Source organism: Flavobacterium urocaniciphilum (assembly GCF_900110615.1).
In the GTDB taxonomy this organism is placed as follows: domain Bacteria; phylum Bacteroidota; class Bacteroidia; order Flavobacteriales; family Flavobacteriaceae; genus Flavobacterium; species Flavobacterium urocaniciphilum.
Genome location: NZ_FOEI01000002.1, coordinates 503,453 through 522,912, shown reverse-complemented (window position 1 = coordinate 522,912; position 19,460 = coordinate 503,453). Strand labels below are relative to the sequence as shown.

The window sequence follows — 19,460 nt, the reverse complement described above, 5'->3', positions numbered from 1 at the left end:
TATTGGTTTAGAATTATCTTTTGTAGTTCTGTTTTGCTACCCAATCTGCATATTTTGCAGCAACTTTTAAGTGTTCATTATAATCGGTTGCAAACTCATGGTAACCAAATCGTTCAACACTTGCACAGAAATATAAATAATCATGTTTTTCTGGACTTAAAACTGCATCAATAGCTGAAACATCAGGCATAAAAATTGGTCCTGGTGGCAATCCTGTATTTCTATATGTATTGTATGGAGAACTTACCATTAAATCGTTGTGCATTACACGTTTAACTACTAAATCCCAATTGTTTGATTTTTGTTTTAAAGCATAAATAACTGTTGGATCAGCTTGTAACGGCATGTTTTTGTTCAAACGATTTAAATATACTCCAGCTACTTTTGGTCTTTCATCTGCTTTAGCCGTTTCTTTATGTACAATTGAAGCTAATGTATATACTTCGGCTGGTGTTAAGTTTAAAGCTTTTGCTTTCGCTAAACGACTATCATTCCAAAATCTTTTGTATTCTTTCGTAAGTTTTTCAGCAAATTCTTCTGGCGTTACATTCCAATAAAACTCATAACTATTCGGAATAAAAAATGACATTACATTGTCTTTATTTAAACCATTTTCTTTTAAAAATGCATCATTTGTAAAAATAGCATTCAATTTTGTAGTATCAGGCTCAATTTGAGAAGCAATTCTAGCGAATAAATCTTGTACTTTTTCTTGATTATTAAAGGCTAATTTAACAGGAACATTTAAACGTAACGCACGAACAATGCTAAAGCTACTCATTCCTTTTTTCAATAAAAACTTTCCAGCTTTTACATTCGTATCATAACTTCTTTGCGAAGCAACCCAATCAATTTTCTCTTGATTTTCAACATAATTAGTCAAAATCTTCTTTACGTCTTCATAATCTGAACCTGTTGGCACATATACAAAAACTTCCTCTTCATTAAATTTTGTATTAGAAGTGAATGCTTTATTAATAACATAACCACCTACTACAGCAATTAGTAATAACCCAATAACTACAATTCTACCAAATAATTTTTTTGCTCCCAAAATTTTATTTTTTATTAATTAATTGAAAAAGTACTTCATCAATGTAAGTACCATTTATTTTATTCCAGTCTTTTTTTATACCGATTTTTTGAAACCCAAAATTACTAAAAAGCAATAAACTAGCTTCATTATTTGTAGTAATATTTGCAAATAATTGATGTAAATTCAAATGTGTAAAAGCATAATTTGAAATCAATTGTAACGTTTCTTTTCCAATTCCTTGATTTCTATAGTTTTCAGAAATTAATATCCCTATTCCAGCTCGACTGTTTTTCGCATCAAAATCGAATAAATCTATTAATCCAATTGTATTATTTGTTTCAGTATGAACGATAACTAAACGCAATTGCTTTGCTTCATAAATATCTTGATGAGCATTTTCCAAATATTGTTTCAACACCCATTTACTGTAAGGCGTTTGCGTATGACTCACTTCCCAAATCGATTCGTTATTTTCTATTTCGTAAAGAAAATCTAAATCTTCAGGTTCAAGTGCTCGCAAATGAATATTTTCTCCTTTTAATGTCATATTTTATTTTTTACCGCAAAGACGCAATGGTTTTCGCAAAGTTCGCAAAGTTTCCTTTCTTCTAGCTTCAAACCTCAGTCTTCTAACTAAGTGTTTCTGCAATTTTCAACGCACATTTTTCACCATCAATAGCTGCAGAAATAATTCCACCTGCGTAACCTGCTCCTTCTCCACAAGGATACAATCCTTTAATTTGAACATGTTCTAATGTAAAATTATCTCTAGGAATACGTACTGGAGATGAAGTTCTACTTTCTGGCGCATGTAAAATGGCATCATTTGTTAGATAACCGCGCATCGATTTACCGAAAGCAGCAAAACCTTCACGCATTGTTTGTGTTAAAAACGAAGGAAAAACTTCTCCTAATTCTATTGAAGTTGTTCCTGGAACGTAAGATGTTTTCGGAATGTCTTTTGAGACTTTAGATTGTGTAAAATCAATCATTCGTTGTGCAGGAACTTTTTGTGTTTTACCCGCTAATTGCCATGCTTTTTGTTCAATTTGTTTTTGAAATTCCATTCCTGCTAACGGTCCGAATTTTTCAAAAGGTTTGAAATCTTCTAAACGTAATTCGACTACAATTCCAGAATTGGCAGTAGCTTGATCGCGTTTACTCGGACTCCAACCATTTGTAACCACTTCTCCTTCTGCAGTAGCGCAGGGAGCAATTACACCACCTGGACACATACAAAAAGAGTACATTCCTCTTCCATTCACTTGTTTTACAATAGAATATGGTGATGGTGGTAAAAATTCGCCACGAAAATCACATGAATATTGAATACTATCAATTAACGATTGAGGATGTTCTGCACGAACCCCTAACGCAAATGGTTTCGCTTCAATGAAAATGTCTTTTTTATGTAATAATTCAAAAATATCTCGAGCCGAATGTCCGGTTGCTAAAATTATTTTTTTTGCATGAATGGTTTCTCCATTTTGAGTAACAATTCCGTCAACTTCATTATTTTTAACTAGAATATCAGTCACACGTGTTTCAAACAAAACTTGTCCGCCACACTCAATAATTTTATCACGAATATCTTCAATAATTTTCGGCAATTTATTCGTTCCGATGTGTGGATGCGCTTCAACTAAAATTTCTGGAGTAGCACCAAAAGCCACTAATAGTTTCAAAATTCTATCTACATCGCCACGTTTTTTAGAACGTGTATACAATTTACCATCAGAATACGTACCGGCACCACCTTCACCAAAACAATAATTAGAATCTGCATTTACAATTCCGTCAACATTTATCGCTTTTAAATCTCTACGTCGACCGCGAACGTCTTTTCCACGTTCTAAAACGATTGGTTTTAATCCTAATTCAATTAATTGTAAAGCAGCGAATAAACCAGCAGGTCCAGCACCAACCACAATAACTTCTTGTTTACTAGTAACATTAGGATAATTTGGCAATTCAATTTTCTCTTCGCTAAAAACCTCATCATTAAAGAAAATGTTCAACTTCAAATTGAATTTAATCGCTTTTTGACGCGCATCAATAGAACGTTTCAGAACGACAATTTTCTGAATATCTTTCCTTGAAGTGTGTACTAATTTAGAAACGTATTGGTATAACATTTCTTCGTTATTCGCCATTTCTGGAGAAACTTGAATAAGTAGTTCGCGCGGCATAATTGTATTTTAATCCTGCAAAGGTAATAAATCGTTTTATTTTTTCTCTTCAAAAGCGCGTAAAGCGAAAGAAGCTAACCAATGTTCACCTTCATAATTTCCATCAACAACAGAAGGCAATGAAAAGTTTAAGTGTGTATCTGCTAATGGTTTTAAATGTGAAAACTGTTTTGGAAAAGCATTAATTAGCGCATACATATTCCAAGCTCGACTAAAATTCAAACCATCTAAATGTACTAAATGTCCATCGGTTCTGTCGGAAACTTTGGCTACTTCCCAATTCCATTTTTTAGAAAACAACTTAGGAGCAAATTTTTTCAACCAACTTAAAAACTCTTTCTCTGCCATTATACGTTGCATTAATCCAACTTCTTCCATACATGGCGAAAGAAAATCGGTTCCACTAGGTTCCCAATCGAAAGGACAATTTACATCGTTTTGAAACATTCGAAGCGCATTGGATTTTATACAATTTTGTAAAGTAACATTATTTGAAAAAACGGCATAATCCCAAGCATTTGATAATCCGAAAGCAGTATTATTATGTGTTCCTACACGAACTGGATACAATAATTTTGGTAAAAACTCTATATATCTTTCTATAATTAAATTTGATAACGGTTTTAAATTTGTGGCTAATTCTTTTGCGAAAGGCTCTTTAGAACTTTCTAATTCTAATTGTAACTTTAATAACCAATTCCAACCATACGTTCGTTCGTATGATTTTTCATGAGTTTTAGAAAAATAAACAATTTCTTGTTGAATATTTGCAGAAGAAAGATTGATTTTTAGTTTCTCAATTATAACTTCTTTATTGGCTAAATTTGGAAAATGATTTATAAGATATATCAAACTCCAATGTCCGTGAACCGAAGAATGCCAATCGAAACAACCATAAAATGCAGGATGTAATTCCTTTGGAGATTGTAATTCTGTTTCATTTAAAAGCAACTGATTCAATTTATTTGGATATTCTTGTTGCAAGCATTTTATAGGTAAAGTTGCTAAATGATTAGCTTGTTCAATTGAAAGTTGTTGAGAAAAAGAAATACTTCCAACAAATAAAAAGGCAAATAAATACTTCATAATACGATTCCTTAAAAATTATTCTCCAATTAAAATCCCAGAAACATTCCAAGAGCTAAAACTTCCACCTTCTGGTTTTCCTTGTGGAATTTTAACTTGAAACGTGTATTCACCAGCTGGTAAATCTCCTAAATCGATATACGTTGGAGTGGTTACCATACCCGGACACCAATTGGCTCTACTATAATCTGATGAAGACAACCCATTTGGGAAATTTCCAGAAGCTGGATTAAACTGACGGTACGAACCACAATCTTGACGCCATGGTGTAAATTGAAAGACTTCTTTTCCATTCATAAGAATTGTATTTTTCTTAGGCACAAATTCATCTCCATTTTCCCAACCACCATGACCAGTAGTAATGTATCGAATTTTCGCATTTTTTAAAGGTTGCGACAACGAAATTTTCACCTCTAAACCTTTGTCAACATCAAACATAGTTCCATAATCTTGCCCTGCCATTTCCATAACATTTGTCGTATTGAATAACGGAAATAATTTGGTTGATTTTGAAGGTAAATCTTCTGGATGTAAGGTTAGATTCATAGAAATTTTATGTCCGCCTTTATCATAATTTCCAATAAAAGCACCAATCCAAACTTCTTGACCGGCATATTGTTGTAAAACATCTGTTATCTCCTGACGATACGCTACTTGATCTTCCCAAGATTTATCTTTTAACTGAATATGATTGTATTGTTTGATTCCGAATGGCGTGAAAAAACGCATTAATTCGGTTAATGGTTCATAAGTTGAAGTAGCAACAACCCCTTGATATTTTCTTCCGTTTCCATTTTCATAAAACGGCAAGGCGTCTTTACCTTTTTCTAAACCTGAATGAAAAGTTTGTTTTGAATTAGAAATTGGAATTATAAAAACCGAACCCGTTCTGTCATAAGCATCACCATTAGATTGTTCCATTAAATCTAAAAAAGCAATACTTGATTTGGCTTGACTTGGAATTTGGATTTTTCTAAGTGCAATTGTTCCGTTTGCAAAGCGAATTACCGAATCATTTGATTTTGATTCAGACGAAAAATTAATAATTTCATTTTTAAAAACTGGAATCGTAGTAAAGCGACTTTTCCACAATAAATCTTTATAAGTTAAGGCATCAACCGTATTTTCAATTTTAGAATTTATTGTGCTTTTTGACTTTTTCTTTTGAATTTTAATAGCCTGAGTGGTACTATTCCCGTTACGCGTAATTTCCAAAACCAAACCTAAATTTACACCTAAAACTAATGGACTCGCTTTAACATTAACTTCGTTAGTGTACCAAATATCTATTGTATTTGAATTTATTATCGTTTTTGCCTTTTTACAAACATATCCTAAGATTTTTTTGGTATCGGGTAATAATTCTAATTTCTGATTTTTAATAGCCTCATTATCTTTGAAACTTATACTTTTATTTGATGACAAAGTAGCCGATTGATAAAAACTTAAATCTTTTATATCAACTAAAGTCCTTTCAAATGGTAAAGTTGCTTTGTTAGATTCTATATTTTCAGTAGAAAGTAAAACATGGTTTTGAGTTGCAAAAACTTTTATCAAATCTTGATTTTCGATTATTTTTCCGTTTGAACTTTTCTGATAAGTAATTTCATAGGATGTTTCTTGAGCAAATGAAACAAATGTAGAAAACAAGAAAATTTTTAGTAGGTAATACTTCATTTTAGTAGTAATTTTGCAACGTTTAAATAAAATTTTGAAAGCAGTCAAATTTATAAAAAACAAATGCAAAATGTCTAGAAAAATAAAATTAATCTGGGATTTTAGAGGTCAAGCCGCAGCTAAAACAGCAGAACATCATGAAATTCATTTGAAAGAATTTTTAGAAAAAGAAAATTACAGTCTAAGAATCACAGGTTTTGAAATAATAAACGACATGTATGCCATTGCTTATTTAGTTGTAGATGAAGCGGATATGATTTCATTTAGAGATACTTTAAGACCGCATCGTGGGGAAGTTTATGAACAATAAAAAATTCCAAACTCCTAAGTAAACTTTTGGAATTTGGAATTTGAAATATTTGAAATTTATTTAATTTGCTACTTCGCTGATAAATTTAATTCGCATCAAACGAAGTTCTTCTGTATCAAAATCACCATCAAATTCTTTTAATGCGACTTCAATTTTATCGGTATCTGATTCCATGAAATAATCATGAATTTCTTCTTGTTGATCTTCGTCTAAAATATCATCAATCCAATATTGGATGTTTAATTTAGTTCCAGAAAAAACAATTTGTTCCATTTCCTTCAATAAATCATCCATAGACAATCCTTTGGCAGACGCAATATCGTCTAAACCTAATTTTCTATCTACGTTTTGAATGATGTATAATTTTAAAGAAGAATTGGCACCTGTAGATTTTACTACTAAATCATCCGGACGAATGATATCGTTATCTTCTACATATCTTGCGATTAAATCAACAAAAGGTTTTCCATATTTTTTAGCTTTACCTTCTCCAACTCCATGAACATTACTCAATTCATCAATTGAAATTGGATATTTTAAAGACATGTCTTCTAATGAAGGATCTTGAAACACAACAAAAGGTGGTACACCATGTTTTTTAGCTTCTTTTTTACGCAAATCTTTCAGCATAGCCATTAAAGCTTCGTCTGCAGAACCTGAAGATTTTGTTGCTGCTACAATATTTTCATCTTCTTCTTCGCTAAACTCATGGTCTTCTGCCACCATAAACGAATAAGGATTCTTTATAAAATCATCACCTTTAGCAGTAACTTTTAAAACACCATAACTCTCAATATCTTTTGAAATTAATCCAGCTACTAAAATTTGCCTGATTAATGCCATCCAATATTTTTCATCATGATCTTTTCCACTACCAAACGTTTTCAACGTATCAATTTTTTGAGCTTTAATAATCGAATTCACCTTTCCTACTAAAGCCAAAATAACTTCTTTAGGTTTGAATAATTGTTTGGTATCTTTAATTGCTTCTAAAAGTGTAACAACTTGATTTTGAGCTTCTGTTTTTTTCTTAGGATTTCGAACATTGTCATCCATATCGGCTCCTTCTCCATTTACCTCATCGAACTCTTCGCCGAAATAATGCAATAAATATTTTCTACGAGACATTGAAGTTTCAGCATAAGCAACTACTTCTTGTAAAAGCGCATAACCTATTTCTTGTTCAGCAACCGGTTTACCCGACATGAATTTTTCTAATTTTTCAATGTCTTTATAAGAATAATAAGCCAAACAAATTCCTTCTCCTCCATCTCTTCCAGCTCTACCTGTTTCTTGATAATAACTTTCAAGTGATTTTGGAATATCATGATGAATAACAAAACGCACATCTGGTTTGTCAATTCCCATACCAAATGCAATAGTTGCCACAACAACATCTACATCTTCCATCAAAAACATATCTTGATGTTTGGCACGTGTTTTCGCATCTAAACCGGCATGATATGGAACTGCCGAGATACCATTTACTTGTAAAACTTGAGCAATTTCTTCTACTTTTTTTCGACTCAAACAATAAATAACGCCCGATTTACCTTTGTATTGTTTGATAAAACGAATGATATCTGCTTCTACATTTTTCGTTTTTGGACGAATTTCGTAATACAAATTTGGTCGATTAAACGATGCTTTAAAAGTTTTAGCATCAGACATATCTAGGTTTTTCAAGATATCTTCTTGAACTTTAGGCGTAGCAGTTGCTGTTAATCCAATAATTGGAATATCTCCTAATTGCTTGATAATTGATCTTAGATTGCGGTATTCTGGTCTGAAATCGTGACCCCATTCCGAAATACAATGTGCTTCGTCAATAGCAACAAATGAAATCTTTACAGATTGTAAAAATTGAATATAATCTTCTTTAGTTAAAGATTCTGGAGCTACATAAAGCATTTTGGTTTTTCCAGAAATGATATCCGCTTTTACTTGATTGACTTCCGTTTTATTTAATGAAGAATTTAAAACATGCGCTACACCAACTTCCGAACCCATACTGCGAATAGCATCTACTTGATTTTTCATCAGAGCAATTAATGGCGAAACTACAATTGCAGTACCATCCAATACCAAAGCGGGTAATTGGTAACATAAAGACTTACCACCACCTGTAGGCATTATAACGAAAGTATTATTCCCAGAAATAATACTCTCAACTACTTTTTCTTGCAACCCTTTAAATTGGGAAAATCCAAAGTATTTTTTTAACTCTTTGTATAAATCTATTTTTTGTTCTTTCATGAAAATAAATTGCTTGAACTTATAAACAAATAATTTAGACAATTATTATTTGAATTTGTCTAAATTTGCAAACATAAAGATACAATTATTCTTTAAAAACAAAAACATAATTTACTTAATTTTGAACACAACACAATCTATACTAGAAAACGCAAAACAATCTATACTTTCTCAAAGTGAAAGTATCTCAAAATTAACTCATTATCTTAACGAGGATTTTGTAAAAACCGTTCAATTAATCTACGAATCTAAAGGCAGATTAGTGGTTACTGGAATTGGAAAAAGCGCTATTATCGCACAGAAGATTGTTGCAACCTTAAACTCAACTGGAACTCCATCAATATTTTTACATGCTGCGGAAGCAATTCATGGCGACTTAGGAATGATTCAAAGTGGCGATTTAGTACTTTGTATTTCAAAAAGTGGAAACAGTCCGGAAATTAAAGTATTAGCCCCAATTATTAAAAGTTTCGGAACTACTTTAATTGGAATGACCGCAAATCCAACTTCATTTTTAGCTACTTCATCAGATTTAGTTTTATTAGCACATGTAGATGCAGAATGTTGTCCGTTAGGATTAGCTCCAACAAATAGCACAACAGCTCAATTGGTTTTAGGTGATGCCATTGCGGTTTGTTTAATGCAATTGAGAAATTTCCAAGCAGAAGATTTTGCTAAATACCATCCTGGAGGTGCGTTAGGTAAAAAATTATTGTTACGTGTAAAAGATATGTTAGACAATACACATACTCCACAAGTTGCTCCAAATGCTTCAATTAAGAAAGTTATTATGGAAATTTCCGAAAAACGTTTAGGAGTAACAGCTGTAGTAGATAACAATGAAGTAATTGGTATTATTACCGATGGAGACATCCGAAGAATGTTAACAGATAGAGAAACGTTTTCTGATTTAACAGCACAAGACATCATGACTAAAAATCCAAAATCAATCAATTCTACCGTGTTAGTTTCAGAAGCATTGGATGTTTTGGAAGATTATAAAATTACTCAATTAATGGTTATTGATAATGGAACATACAAAGGTGTGTTACATTTACACGATATTTTAAAAGAAGGAATCGTATAATGGCGAAAAAGAATAAAAAGAATATAAACGAAATGTCATTTTTAGACCATCTAGAAGAATTAAGATGGTTATTAGTAAGAAGTTCTGCAGCAATTTTAATTGGCGGAGTTGTAGCCTACTTTTTTAACGAATTCATTTTTCAAACGATTATTTTCGGACCAATGAAAGGTGATTTTGTTACGTATCAGTTTTTTTGCGATTTAGCAAACAAGTATGATTTAGATAAAAGTTTTTGCGATCCAACTTTAAATTTCAGTATACAAAATACAGAAATTGAAGGACAGGTTTCATTATTGGTTTGGACGTGTATTACTGCCGGATTTATCATCAGTTTCCCTTATATTTTATTACAATTCTGGAATTTCATTAGTCCAGCTTTATATAAAAAAGAAAAAAGAAATGCTGTTAAATTTATCGTTATTTCTTCTTTATTATTCTTTTTAGGAGTTGGTTTTGGTTATTTTGTTTTAACACCATTATCATTAAACTTTTTATCAACGTTTTCTGTTTCAGATGTGATTAAAAACGACATTAATGTCAATTCTTATATCGGAACGGTAAAAACAACAACTTTGGCTACTGGATTGGTTTTCGAATTACCAATTATCATATACTTTTTATCAACTTTAGGATTGGTTACACCAGCTTTCTTAAGAGAATACAGAAAATGGTCGTATGTTGTGATTTTAATTATTGCAGCGATTGTAACGCCACCAGACGTTATTAGTCAAATTATTGTAACCATTCCATTAGTAATACTTTATGAAGCCAGTATTTTCATCAGTGCTTTCATAACGAATAAAAATAAAAAAACTGAAACTACTACATAATGAGCGATTTAATTAAAGAATTTAACGACTATCGTTCGAAAATGAACGAAAAGTTATTAGCAGATGACAATAAAGTTATCAAAAGAATTTTCAATTTAGACACCAACACCTATATGGAAGGTGCATTAGATGTAAAAACGAAAGAATTACTAGGTTTAGTTGCCTCTGCGGTTTTACGTTGCGACGATTGCATCAAATACCATTTAGAAACAGCTTTTAAAAACGGTGTTAACAGAACGGAAATGATGGAAGCTATGAGTATCGCTACTTTAGTTGGTGGAACTATCGTAATTCCACATTTACGTAGAGCCTATGAATTTTGGGAGGCATTAGAAAATCAGCAAATTAAATAATTAGCCAATGTGCCGATTATTCAAAAAGTTAAACTAATAATAATAAAATTTCAACTTCAAATAAATTTAATATTTTTACCAAATATTGAAACATTGGCATATTGCCGAATTGACAATTGACAAATTAAAAACAATGAAATTAAGAGCAGAAAATTTAATTAAAACATACAAGAAAAGAAGTGTTGTAAAAGGTATTTCAGTAGAAGTAAATCAAGGAGAAATTGTTGGTTTATTAGGTCCGAATGGAGCTGGAAAAACAACTTCTTTTTACATGATTGTAGGTTTAGTTAAACCAAATGCTGGTAATATTTATTTAGACGATATGAATATTACTGATTTCCCAATGTACAAACGTGCACAAAACGGAATTGGATATTTAGCTCAAGAGGCTTCTGTTTTTAGAAAATTGAGTATTGAAGACAATATTATGTCGGTTTTACAATTGACAAATCTAACAAAAGCACAACAAGAAGCTAAAATGGAAAGCTTAATTGAAGAGTTTTCATTAGGTCATATTCGTACGAATCGTGGTGATTTATTATCAGGAGGAGAACGAAGAAGAACCGAAATTGCACGTTGTTTAGCTACTGATCCGAAATTCATTTTGTTAGATGAGCCTTTTGCTGGAGTTGACCCAGTTGCAGTTGAAGACATTCAACGTATTGTAGCACAATTGAAAAACAAAAATATCGGAATTTTAATTACCGACCATAACGTACAAGAAACATTAGCCATTACAGATAAAACGTACTTAATGTTTGAAGGTGGAATTTTAAAAGCTGGAAAACCTGAAGAATTAGTTGAAGATGAAATGGTAAGAAGAGTATACTTAGGTCAGAATTTCGAATTAAGAAAAACAAAAATTGATTTTAACGCACCAAAAATTGATGCAGAAATAGATTTTTAATCGCATGAAAAATCCATCAAAAGAACAATTAGAAGCTTGGCATAAAGACCCTAATAATTGGAAAATTGGAGGTTTATTTTACTACAACAAAGAAGACGAGAGATTATTCCCGCCCAAAAGAGTTTCATGGATGGGCTGGACAATAAACTTTGCAAATCCAAAATCGATTGCCGCTTTTCTAGTAAGTTTTACTATGATTTTAGTATTTGTTTACAGAAAACAGATAATTTAATTTAAACTTAAAATATTATTTCAAACAGACTTTCTTTAAATCGTCTACCGATCCATTAAAAACATTTACATCTACCAATTCATCAATACCGTGCAATTGTGCTTTTTCAGTAAATTGCCATAGCAAATAATCATCATGAATTTTTTCTTTCCAAGGATTGTAATTTGCTATCCAAAATTGATAATCTGGAAAATCTTCTTTTAAAAAATCTTCATAATATTTTTCACCTGAATAGATAATTGGCCTGATTCCGTAATGCTTTTCAATAATAGTCAACCAATTTTGCAAACCTTCTTTCAATTTATCCATCGATTGACCTTTTGGCATTTTTTCGATATCTAAAATAGGTGGCAAATGTCCTTTACGAAGTTTTACATTTTTGATAAAGTTATTGGCTTGATCTGTAGAATTTTCATCCGGACGATAATAATGATACGCACCTTGAATGTAAAGTGATTCGGTTAAATTTCGCCAATTTTTTTTGAATTTAGTATCTAATTTATTACTTCCAGCGGTAGCACGAACAATTACAAATTTCAATTCAAACTGTTCTTCTCGTGCCTCAACATTATCCCAATCAATTGTTCCTTGATATTGCGAAACATCAATTCCGAAAGTTTTCCCTTCATGATTTTCCACTATATCTTTAATGCGTTTATCTTCTAACCTTCTTTGGTCAGCCGTTAATTCACTTCCTCGGAATTTAAAACCGAAATAATACAACACTGCATCTTTTTTCTGATAAGCGAATATTATTCCACACAATAACAAAAAAAGTCCAAGAATCCATTTTACAGATTTCGGACTAATTATAGATTGTTTTTTACTTTTAGAAGGATATTTTCTTCTGGTTGCCATTAAGCTTTCTTAAGAATTGTATTATTTACAACTGATAAAATTACGTACAATAAAATGATAATTGGAATTGCAATGAATTCAAACATCACTAATAAGATTAAAGATAATACTAAAAACACCACTTGCATTTTATATTTTTCCCAGCTAAAGCTTTTCACTTTTAATGAGAATAATGGAATTTCAGCATTTAATAAATAGGCACTTAAAGCAGTAATTCCTACTAAAACATACGGATTACTTAATGTATCAAATATAGCATCAACATCACTGTATTGAAACTGAATCATAGGAATACTCATAATTAACAGAGCATTTGCTGGTGTTGGCAATCCAATGAAAGAATCTGTTTGACGAGTATCAACATTAAATTTCCCTAAACGGTAACAAGAAGCAAGTGTAATTAAAAACCCTAAATAAGGAACCACACCCATATAATAAGTTTCTTCTGTTAAATTATATTGCGCTTGATTTTCTTGAATATCGCCTAACATTTTATACATCACTAAACCAGGTACAACTCCGCTAGTTACCATATCTGCTAACGAATCTAATTGCAAACCAATTGGACTTTGTACTTTCCAAATTCTAGCGAAGAAACCATCCCAAAAATCAAAGAAAATCCCTAAACAAACTAACGAAAAAGCTTCTCTATAACTTCCATTAAACGCGTGAATTAAAGCGCATAAACCAGCAAATAAATTCAATAATGTAATTGTGTTTGGAATGTGTTTTTTGATGTTCATCTTCTTAAAATTTTCTTAAATGTGATAAATTCTATAGCAAATGTAAACAATAAAATGAAAGAATTTGAGTTTATTAGATAAGAAATTTAGATATTTGTTGTTAGAATTAATTTTGCTTTGAAGAAGATACTATTTTTATTTGTCATATTGGTTTCGCAGTCGATTTTGGCACAAACGGTTAGAAAATATTCTAACGAATTTTTAAACATTGGAGTTGATGCTGCTGCGTTAGGGATGAGTAATGCCGTAACCGCTCAAACTGCTGATGTTAATTCGGGATATTGGAATCCGGCTGGAATTTTACAACTAGAAGACAAACAAATAGCTTTGATGCATGCGAATTATTTTGCTAACATCGCACAATACGATTATGCCGGTTTTGCTATGCCTATTGACGACCGAAGTGCTTGGGGAATTTCTTTAATTCGTTTTGGAGTAGACGATATCCTAAACACCACTCAATTAATTAACAATCAAGGAAATATTGACTACAACAGAATTTCGCTATTTTCTACAGCAGATTATGGCGTTACTTTTTCATATGCTAGAAAATTACCCATACAAGGTTTTAACTATGGTGTAAACGCAAAAGTAATTAGACGAATTATTGGAGATTTTGCTTCTTCTTGGGGATTTGGATTCGATTTAGGATTGCAATTTCAAAACAAAGATGATTGGAAATTTGGATTGATGATTCGTGATATTACTACTACTTACAACACCTGGAGTATCAATCAAGAAGAATACGAAAAAATTAAAAATGCAGTTCCTGGTGAAAATCAAGAATTACCTGAAACTAGTGAAATTACCTTACCAAAAGCACAATTAGGATTATCAAAAAAATTCGAATTTCATTACGATTATACGTTAACAACTGCTGCCAATTTGAACATGGAATTTGCCCAAACGAATGATATTATTTCAACAAGTATGGTAAGTATTAATCCGGCAGTAGGATTTGAATTTGGTTATATCGATTTAGCGTTCTTACGTGCTGGTGTTGGAAATTTTCAACAGATTACTCAAATTGACAACACTTCTAAAGTCAGCTTTCAACCGAATATTGGTTTAGGATTTAAATATAAAGGCATTCAGGTTGATTATGCTTTAACCGATTTAGGAAACCAAAGTGCTGCCTTATATTCTAACGTATTTTCTGTAAAAGTTGATTTAGGTATTTTTAGAAGATAAATTATCAGTTTTCAGTCGCAGTCACAGTTTTCAGTCGCAGTCACAGTTTTCAGTAAAACAAAAATCCAATATGCTAAAAAAATTACTTTTCTTATTACTTCCAATACTTAGTTTTTCTCAAAACGTAATCTTATCCGACAATGCTAAAGTGAGTATTTTAACTTGCGGAACGGCGCCTGTTTCCTATGCAATGTATGGCCATACAGGTATTCGAATTACAGATTATATTAATCAGATTGATGTAGTATATAATTATGGAGCGTTTGATTTTACCACACCTAATTTTATGTTGAAATTCGTAAAGGGCGATTTGCAATATTTTGTTACGAATGAGAATTACTACGATTTTGAATACAATTATAAATTAGATGGAAGAAGTATCGTTGAACAAGAACTGAATCTGTCTAAAGAACAAAAACAACAATTATTAAACGAACTAAATAGCAGTTTAACTTCTGAAGAGCGCTTTTACACGTATAAGTTTATTGATAAAAACTGCACGACGATGGTTGTGGATAAAATCAATAAAATATTGGGTTCAGAAGTCTTAAAACAACCAAAATCTGATCAATCGTACAGAGATATTCTATATCCATACATGTCGGATTTTTATATGAAATTAGGAATTCAGATCATGTTTGGAACTAAAGTTGACCAACCAGCCACTCGTTTATTTTTACCATTAGAATTGGAAAAAGTGTTGGAAACTACTGAATATAACGGACAAAAATTAGCCAAACCAACTAAAGTTTTAAATGAAGAAACGGTAACGACTCCATTTTCTTTTGTTAATTCTATTTATTCTTTAATTGCAGCAATTGTAATTCTGATTGTATTGAACAAAAAAGGGATACAAATTACTTATTTTATTTTCGCAGGATTATTAGGATTATTTTTCTGTTTAGTAGGATTGTATTCTTTACACCAAGAAATTTTATGGAATTATAATGCGTTATTATTTAATCCATTATTATTGGTTTTCGCTTTTTACTATTGGAAAAACAACACCCAAAAAATCATTTTATTCGGACAAATCTGCATTGCTTTTACCCTAATTTATTTGGCTTATATTGTCGCGAAAGTGCAATTATTAGTTGTATTGCCAATTATTGCATTGCATTTATTTTGGTTGATAAAAATTGTATTAAAAGAGAAAAAAAAGTAATTAATTATTGATTAACAACCCAATTTATCATTTCATCTTTAGCAATATTTTCAATTTCGTATGTCGGCTTGTCAAGTTGACCTTTTGTTAAGTAATGATTTAAACCTTCTAAAACCACTATTTTTATCTTATTATTTTGAAAGGATTGTAATTTATTGATTTCTGATATTGGATCAACAAATTTATCATCCGACCCAATAATATAAAGCATTGGAATTTTACTTTGAGCATAGAGAGTTTCAAAATCTTTTTTCACAATGTGCTTTTGTGAATTGAAATTACAATAAAAAAAACGATTGTAATTTTTATTGGTATATCCAATTTCTTTCGCTTTTTTAAGTGCTTCTTTATAAATTTTCAAGTCTTCTTTCAAAGTATTTTCTACTGAAGTACCACCGAAAGAATTATGAAATATTTCCATTACTGCAAGTTTTTTTTCTAACGAATCAAAAATCAATTCATTCTCAAATTTATTGATTCCAGTCTTCAATTGATACTTTAAAAATTCTCCGTTTTTTTGCACAGGAGTTGCCCACTGAATGATAAAATCAGGTTTATACCCTTTCTCAACTAATGACATGGTAACCAATCCACCCAAACTATGTCCTAACAATCCAATTTTCTTGGAAGATAAATTTTTATTCGTTTTTATACTATCAAAAATTATAGATAAATCATTAGCCATATCAGTGATAGTATAGTTGGCAGAACTAAATTTACCTTCAGATTTCCCAACTCCTCTTTCATCATAACGAAACACAGCGATATCTTTCTCAAGAAGACTTTCAGTTAACTTAAAATGACAATTTCTAGTATCCATTCCGGAACCCGGAACAATAATCAGAATTTTAGTATACTCCTTTTTAGGCTCAATTAAAGTTCCATAAAGTTTAATTTTTTCTTTAGCGTTAATAAATTCTAAATCAATACTATTATAGTTTTCTTCATTTTGAATTTTCTTTTCGTACTCAAACATTTCTTGTCCAAAACTCATATTTGAAAGAAATAGTACAATTATTAATATTTTTAATTTATTCATTTTTTACTACTTTTTTATTGATTGCGAATGTATAAAAAACAATTCATGTAAGGTAAATCTTAGTTTTTATTTAACTTTTCATTGAATATAATTCCAAAAAAAAACTCCAAGCTTTCGCTTGGAGTTTTTTTTCGCATATTTTACATTCTGATTATGCTTTCCCAGCCGCAATTAAATTCAACGCTGAACCTGCTACAAACCATCCAATCTGACTTTCATTATACGTATGATTTGCCAAAATGATATCTTTAGAACCGTCTTTATGAACAAACTCAATACTCAAAGGTTTTCCTGGTGCGAATTCCGTTAAATCTAAGAAATTGATAGTATCATCTTCTTGAATTTTATCGTAATCGGCTTCGTTAGCAAAGGTCAACCCTAACATACCTTGTTTTTTTAAATTTGTTTCATGAATACGTGCAAATGATTTTACTAAAACTGCTTTTACACCTAAGAAACGTGGTTCCATCGCAGCATGTTCGCGAGAAGAACCTTCTCCATAATTATGATCACCTACAACAATAGAAGGAACTCCTGCAGCTTTGTATGCTCTTTGAACTGCCGGAACTTCTCCATATTCACCAGTTAATTGATTTTTAACCGAATTGGTTTTACCATTGAAAGCATTTTCGGCTCCAATTAGCATATTATTCGAAATATTATCTAAATGTCCTCGGAAACGCAACCAAGGTCCGGCCATAGAAATATGATCTGTCGTACATTTTCCAAATGCTTTAATCAACAACTTCGCTCCAATAATATTTTTTTCATCCCAAGGCTCAAATGGCGCTAATAATTGTAACCTATCTGAAGTGGGCGAAACAATTACCTCAACCGAAGATCCATCGGCTGCTGGCGCTTGAAAACCTGCATCTTCCACATCGAAACCTTTTGTTGGAAGTTCATCACCTTTTGGAGGATTCAATTTAATTTCCTGACCGCTATCACTCAATAAAGTATCGGTTAACGGATTGAAATCTAAACGACCTGAAATGGCAATAGCTGCAACCATTTCTGGAGAAGTTACAAAAGCATGTGTATTTGGATTCCCATCTGCTCTTTTCGAAAAATTTCGGTTAAAAGAGTGAATAATGGTATTTTTCTCTTGTTTGTCGGCTCCAGCTCTATCCCATTGCCCAATACATGGTCCGCAAGCATTGGTAAAGACTTTCGTTCCCATTTTTTCGAAAGTGGCAATAATACCATCTCTTTCAATTGTATAACGAATTTGTTCCGAACCTGGATTGATTCCGAATTCAGCTTTAGGTGAAATTCCGTGCGCAACCGCTTGTTCGACAATGGATGCCGCTCTCGACATATCTTCATAAGAAGAATTCGTACACGAACCAATTAATCCCCATTCTACTTTAATTGGCCATCCGTTTTCAGCGGCTTCCGCTTTCATTTTAGAAACTGGTGTTCCTCTGTCTGGTGTAAAGGGACCATTAATATGAGGTTCTAATTCGGATAAGTTAATTTCAATTAATTGATCGAAATAATTTTCAGGACTTGCGTATACTTCCGCATCTGCCGTTAAATATCCAGCCACTTTATCTGCTGCATTCACTACATCTTGTCTACCGGTTGCTGCTAAATATCTTCTCATCGAATCATCGTATCCAAAAGTTGAAGTGGTAGCACCAATTTCTGCACCCATATTACAAATAGTTCCTTTTCCAGTACATGACATGGAAGTAGCGCCTTCTCCGAAATATTCCAAAATCGCACCTGTTCCACCTTTAACTGTTAGAATATCGGCCACTTTTAAAATAACGTCTTTTGGAGATGTCCAACCATTTAATTTTCCTGTTAATTTGACACCGATTAATTTTGGAAATTTCAATTCCCACGACATTCCCGACATAACATCAACGGCATCGGCACCTCCAACTCCAATGGCTAACATACCTAAACCGCCTGCATTTACTGTGTGCGAATCGGTACCAATCATCATTCCACCAGGAAAAGCATAATTTTCCAACACAATTTGATGAATAATTCCTGATCCAGGTTTCCAGAACCCAATTCCGTATTTATTAGAAACAGAAGAAAGGAAATCGAAAACTTCTTTAGATTGTTTATTTGCGAAAGCCAAATCTTGAGCTGCTCCTTCTTTGGCTTGAATTAAATGATCACAATGAACTGTTGTAGGAACGGCCACTGTTTTTTTACCTGCATGCATAAATTGCAATAATGCCATTTGTGCTGTTGCGTCTTGACAAGCTACTCGATCTGGAGCAAAATCAACATAATCAACACCTCTTTTGTACACTCCATTTGGAGTTCCGTCCCATAAATGAGAATATAAAATTTTCTCTGTTAAGGAAAGCGGACGACCAACTAATTCACGAGCTTTATCTACACGAGAAGCAATAGTTGCGTACACTTTTTCAATCATTTCAATATCAAATGCCATATGTTTTATTTTTTTGTTGTGTTATTTAATTTTTAGACCTACCAAATTACGAAAATTATAGTTGTGATAAAAGAAAAAGCCCGAG

18 protein-coding genes are annotated in these 19,460 nt (G+C 31.9%); 8 read left to right on the top strand and 10 right to left on the bottom strand.

The features are described from left to right. Positions 1 to 13 precede the first annotated feature (13 nt). The 5 genes from mltG to BMY86_RS06500 all read right to left on the bottom strand — a co-directional run bounded on the left by mltG (position 14) and on the right by BMY86_RS06500 (position 5,988). Positions 14 to 1,054 (bottom strand): endolytic transglycosylase MltG, encoded by a 1,041-nt coding sequence (gene mltG, locus BMY86_RS06520; protein WP_091466667.1) that lies wholly within the window; start codon positions 1,052 to 1,054, stop codon positions 14 to 16. Between the two features lie 4 nt (positions 1,055 to 1,058). Further along, complete coding sequence (locus BMY86_RS06515; RefSeq protein ID WP_091466664.1) at positions 1,059 to 1,583, bottom strand: GNAT family N-acetyltransferase; 525 nt, start codon at positions 1,581 to 1,583, stop codon at positions 1,059 to 1,061. An 82-nt stretch (positions 1,584 to 1,665) separates the two neighbouring features. After that, a complete protein-coding gene (locus BMY86_RS06510) occupies positions 1,666 to 3,225 on the bottom strand; it encodes an NAD(P)/FAD-dependent oxidoreductase (RefSeq protein WP_091466662.1) in 1,560 nt (519 codons plus the stop codon). 36 nt (positions 3,226 to 3,261) lie between these two features. Further along, on the bottom strand, positions 3,262 to 4,311 hold the full coding sequence (locus BMY86_RS06505) for a DUF2891 domain-containing protein (protein WP_091466660.1): 1,050 nt from the start codon (positions 4,309 to 4,311) through the stop codon (positions 3,262 to 3,264). Positions 4,312 to 4,329: 18 nt separating this feature from the next. Then, the gene (locus BMY86_RS06500) at positions 4,330 to 5,988 is read right to left on the bottom strand and encodes a PNGase F N-terminal domain-containing protein (protein ID WP_091466892.1); all 1,659 of its coding nucleotides are present in this window, start codon (positions 5,986 to 5,988) and stop codon (positions 4,330 to 4,332) included. Positions 5,989 to 6,058: 70 nt separating this feature from the next. On the opposite strand from BMY86_RS06500, the gene BMY86_RS06495 reads away from it, so the two are divergent. Next, positions 6,059 to 6,298: a hypothetical protein gene (locus BMY86_RS06495; protein ID WP_091466658.1), complete on the top strand. Its 240-nt coding sequence runs from the start codon at positions 6,059 to 6,061 to the stop codon at positions 6,296 to 6,298. 60 nt (positions 6,299 to 6,358) lie between these two features. On the opposite strand, the gene recQ is transcribed toward BMY86_RS06495, so the two are convergent. After that, entirely contained in the window at positions 6,359 to 8,554 is a 2,196-nt protein-coding gene (recQ, locus tag BMY86_RS06490) for a DNA helicase RecQ (RefSeq protein ID WP_091466656.1), read from the bottom strand. Between the two features lie 121 nt (positions 8,555 to 8,675). Between recQ and BMY86_RS06485 the strand changes: the two genes are divergently transcribed. The 5 genes from BMY86_RS06485 to BMY86_RS06465 all read left to right on the top strand — a co-directional run bounded on the left by BMY86_RS06485 (position 8,676) and on the right by BMY86_RS06465 (position 11,963). Further along, entirely contained in the window at positions 8,676 to 9,641 is a 966-nt protein-coding gene (locus tag BMY86_RS06485; protein WP_091466890.1) for a KpsF/GutQ family sugar-phosphate isomerase, read from the top strand. Positions 9,642 to 9,673: 32 nt separating this feature from the next. Further along, a complete protein-coding gene (gene tatC, locus BMY86_RS06480) occupies positions 9,674 to 10,471 on the top strand; it encodes a twin-arginine translocase subunit TatC (RefSeq protein WP_177177139.1) in 798 nt (265 codons plus the stop codon). Further along, on the top strand, positions 10,471 to 10,824 hold the full coding sequence (locus BMY86_RS06475; RefSeq protein ID WP_091466653.1) for a carboxymuconolactone decarboxylase family protein: 354 nt from the start codon (positions 10,471 to 10,473) through the stop codon (positions 10,822 to 10,824). Before tatC ends, BMY86_RS06475 begins: the two co-directional genes overlap by 1 nt. 133 nt (positions 10,825 to 10,957) lie before the next feature. After that, positions 10,958 to 11,731 carry an LPS export ABC transporter ATP-binding protein gene (gene lptB / locus BMY86_RS06470; protein ID WP_091466887.1) on the top strand — a complete coding sequence of 258 codons (774 nt, stop codon included), beginning with the start codon at positions 10,958 to 10,960 and terminating at the stop codon, positions 11,729 to 11,731. Between the two features lie 4 nt (positions 11,732 to 11,735). Continuing rightward, entirely contained in the window at positions 11,736 to 11,963 is a 228-nt protein-coding gene (locus BMY86_RS06465) for a DUF5808 domain-containing protein (RefSeq protein ID WP_091466652.1), read from the top strand. Between the two features lie 15 nt (positions 11,964 to 11,978). Here the strand turns inward: BMY86_RS06465 and BMY86_RS06460 are convergent, their stop codons facing one another. After that, on the bottom strand, positions 11,979 to 12,821 hold the full coding sequence (locus BMY86_RS06460; RefSeq protein ID WP_091466650.1) for a GH25 family lysozyme: 843 nt from the start codon (positions 12,819 to 12,821) through the stop codon (positions 11,979 to 11,981). Further along, positions 12,821 to 13,564, bottom strand: a complete 744-nt coding sequence (locus BMY86_RS06455; protein ID WP_245745611.1) for a CDP-alcohol phosphatidyltransferase family protein — start codon at positions 13,562 to 13,564, stop codon at positions 12,821 to 12,823. Before BMY86_RS06455 ends, BMY86_RS06460 begins: the two co-directional genes overlap by 1 nt. Before the next feature lie 117 nt (positions 13,565 to 13,681). Here BMY86_RS06455 and BMY86_RS06450 point away from each other — a divergent pair, with 117 nt between their 5' ends. Both BMY86_RS06450 and BMY86_RS06445 read left to right on the top strand, forming a co-directional pair. Next, positions 13,682 to 14,755: a putative type IX sorting system protein PorV2 gene (locus tag BMY86_RS06450; protein WP_143065615.1), complete on the top strand. Its 1,074-nt coding sequence runs from the start codon at positions 13,682 to 13,684 to the stop codon at positions 14,753 to 14,755. A gap of 70 nt (positions 14,756 to 14,825) precedes the next feature. After that, entirely contained in the window at positions 14,826 to 15,920 is a 1,095-nt protein-coding gene (locus tag BMY86_RS06445) for a lipoprotein N-acyltransferase Lnb domain-containing protein (RefSeq protein WP_091466648.1), read from the top strand. 4 nt (positions 15,921 to 15,924) lie between these two features. Here the strand turns inward: BMY86_RS06445 and BMY86_RS06440 are convergent, their stop codons facing one another. Together BMY86_RS06440 and BMY86_RS06435 are read right to left on the bottom strand one after the other, a co-directional pair. Next, on the bottom strand, positions 15,925 to 16,959 hold the full coding sequence (locus BMY86_RS06440; protein ID WP_091466647.1) for an alpha/beta fold hydrolase: 1,035 nt from the start codon (positions 16,957 to 16,959) through the stop codon (positions 15,925 to 15,927). A gap of 151 nt (positions 16,960 to 17,110) precedes the next feature. Beyond that, positions 17,111 to 19,375 carry an aconitate hydratase gene (locus tag BMY86_RS06435; protein WP_091466644.1) on the bottom strand — a complete coding sequence of 755 codons (2,265 nt, stop codon included), beginning with the start codon at positions 19,373 to 19,375 and terminating at the stop codon, positions 17,111 to 17,113. Positions 19,376 to 19,460: the final 85 nt, after the last annotated feature.

What these genes read in the sequence shown, in the direction of transcription:
- BMY86_RS06465 (WP_091466652.1), top strand. Translation starts at nt 11,736, where the DNA reads ATGAAAAATCCATCAAAAGAACAATTAGAAGCTTGGCATAAAGACCCT.
- BMY86_RS06505 (WP_091466660.1), bottom strand. Translation starts at nt 4,311, where the DNA reads ATGAAGTATTTATTTGCCTTTTTATTTGTTGGAAGTATTTCTTTTTCT.
- BMY86_RS06475 (WP_091466653.1), top strand. Translation starts at nt 10,471, where the DNA reads ATGAGCGATTTAATTAAAGAATTTAACGACTATCGTTCGAAAATGAAC.
- lptB (WP_091466887.1), top strand. Translation starts at nt 10,958, where the DNA reads ATGAAATTAAGAGCAGAAAATTTAATTAAAACATACAAGAAAAGAAGT.
- BMY86_RS06460 (WP_091466650.1), bottom strand. Translation starts at nt 12,821, where the DNA reads ATGGCAACCAGAAGAAAATATCCTTCTAAAAGTAAAAAACAATCTATA.
- BMY86_RS06455 (WP_245745611.1), bottom strand. Translation starts at nt 13,564, where the DNA reads ATGAACATCAAAAAACACATTCCAAACACAATTACATTATTGAATTTA.
- recQ (WP_091466656.1), bottom strand. Translation starts at nt 8,554, where the DNA reads ATGAAAGAACAAAAAATAGATTTATACAAAGAGTTAAAAAAATACTTT.
- BMY86_RS06445 (WP_091466648.1), top strand. Translation starts at nt 14,826, where the DNA reads ATGCTAAAAAAATTACTTTTCTTATTACTTCCAATACTTAGTTTTTCT.
- BMY86_RS06435 (WP_091466644.1), bottom strand. Translation starts at nt 19,375, where the DNA reads ATGGCATTTGATATTGAAATGATTGAAAAAGTGTACGCAACTATTGCT.
- BMY86_RS06500 (WP_091466892.1), bottom strand. Translation starts at nt 5,988, where the DNA reads ATGAAGTATTACCTACTAAAAATTTTCTTGTTTTCTACATTTGTTTCA.
- BMY86_RS06440 (WP_091466647.1), bottom strand. Translation starts at nt 16,959, where the DNA reads ATGAATAAATTAAAAATATTAATAATTGTACTATTTCTTTCAAATATG.
- tatC (WP_177177139.1), top strand. Translation starts at nt 9,674, where the DNA reads ATGTCATTTTTAGACCATCTAGAAGAATTAAGATGGTTATTAGTAAGA.
- BMY86_RS06515 (WP_091466664.1), bottom strand. Translation starts at nt 1,583, where the DNA reads ATGACATTAAAAGGAGAAAATATTCATTTGCGAGCACTTGAACCTGAA.
- BMY86_RS06510 (WP_091466662.1), bottom strand. Translation starts at nt 3,225, where the DNA reads ATGCCGCGCGAACTACTTATTCAAGTTTCTCCAGAAATGGCGAATAAC.
- BMY86_RS06495 (WP_091466658.1), top strand. Translation starts at nt 6,059, where the DNA reads ATGTCTAGAAAAATAAAATTAATCTGGGATTTTAGAGGTCAAGCCGCA.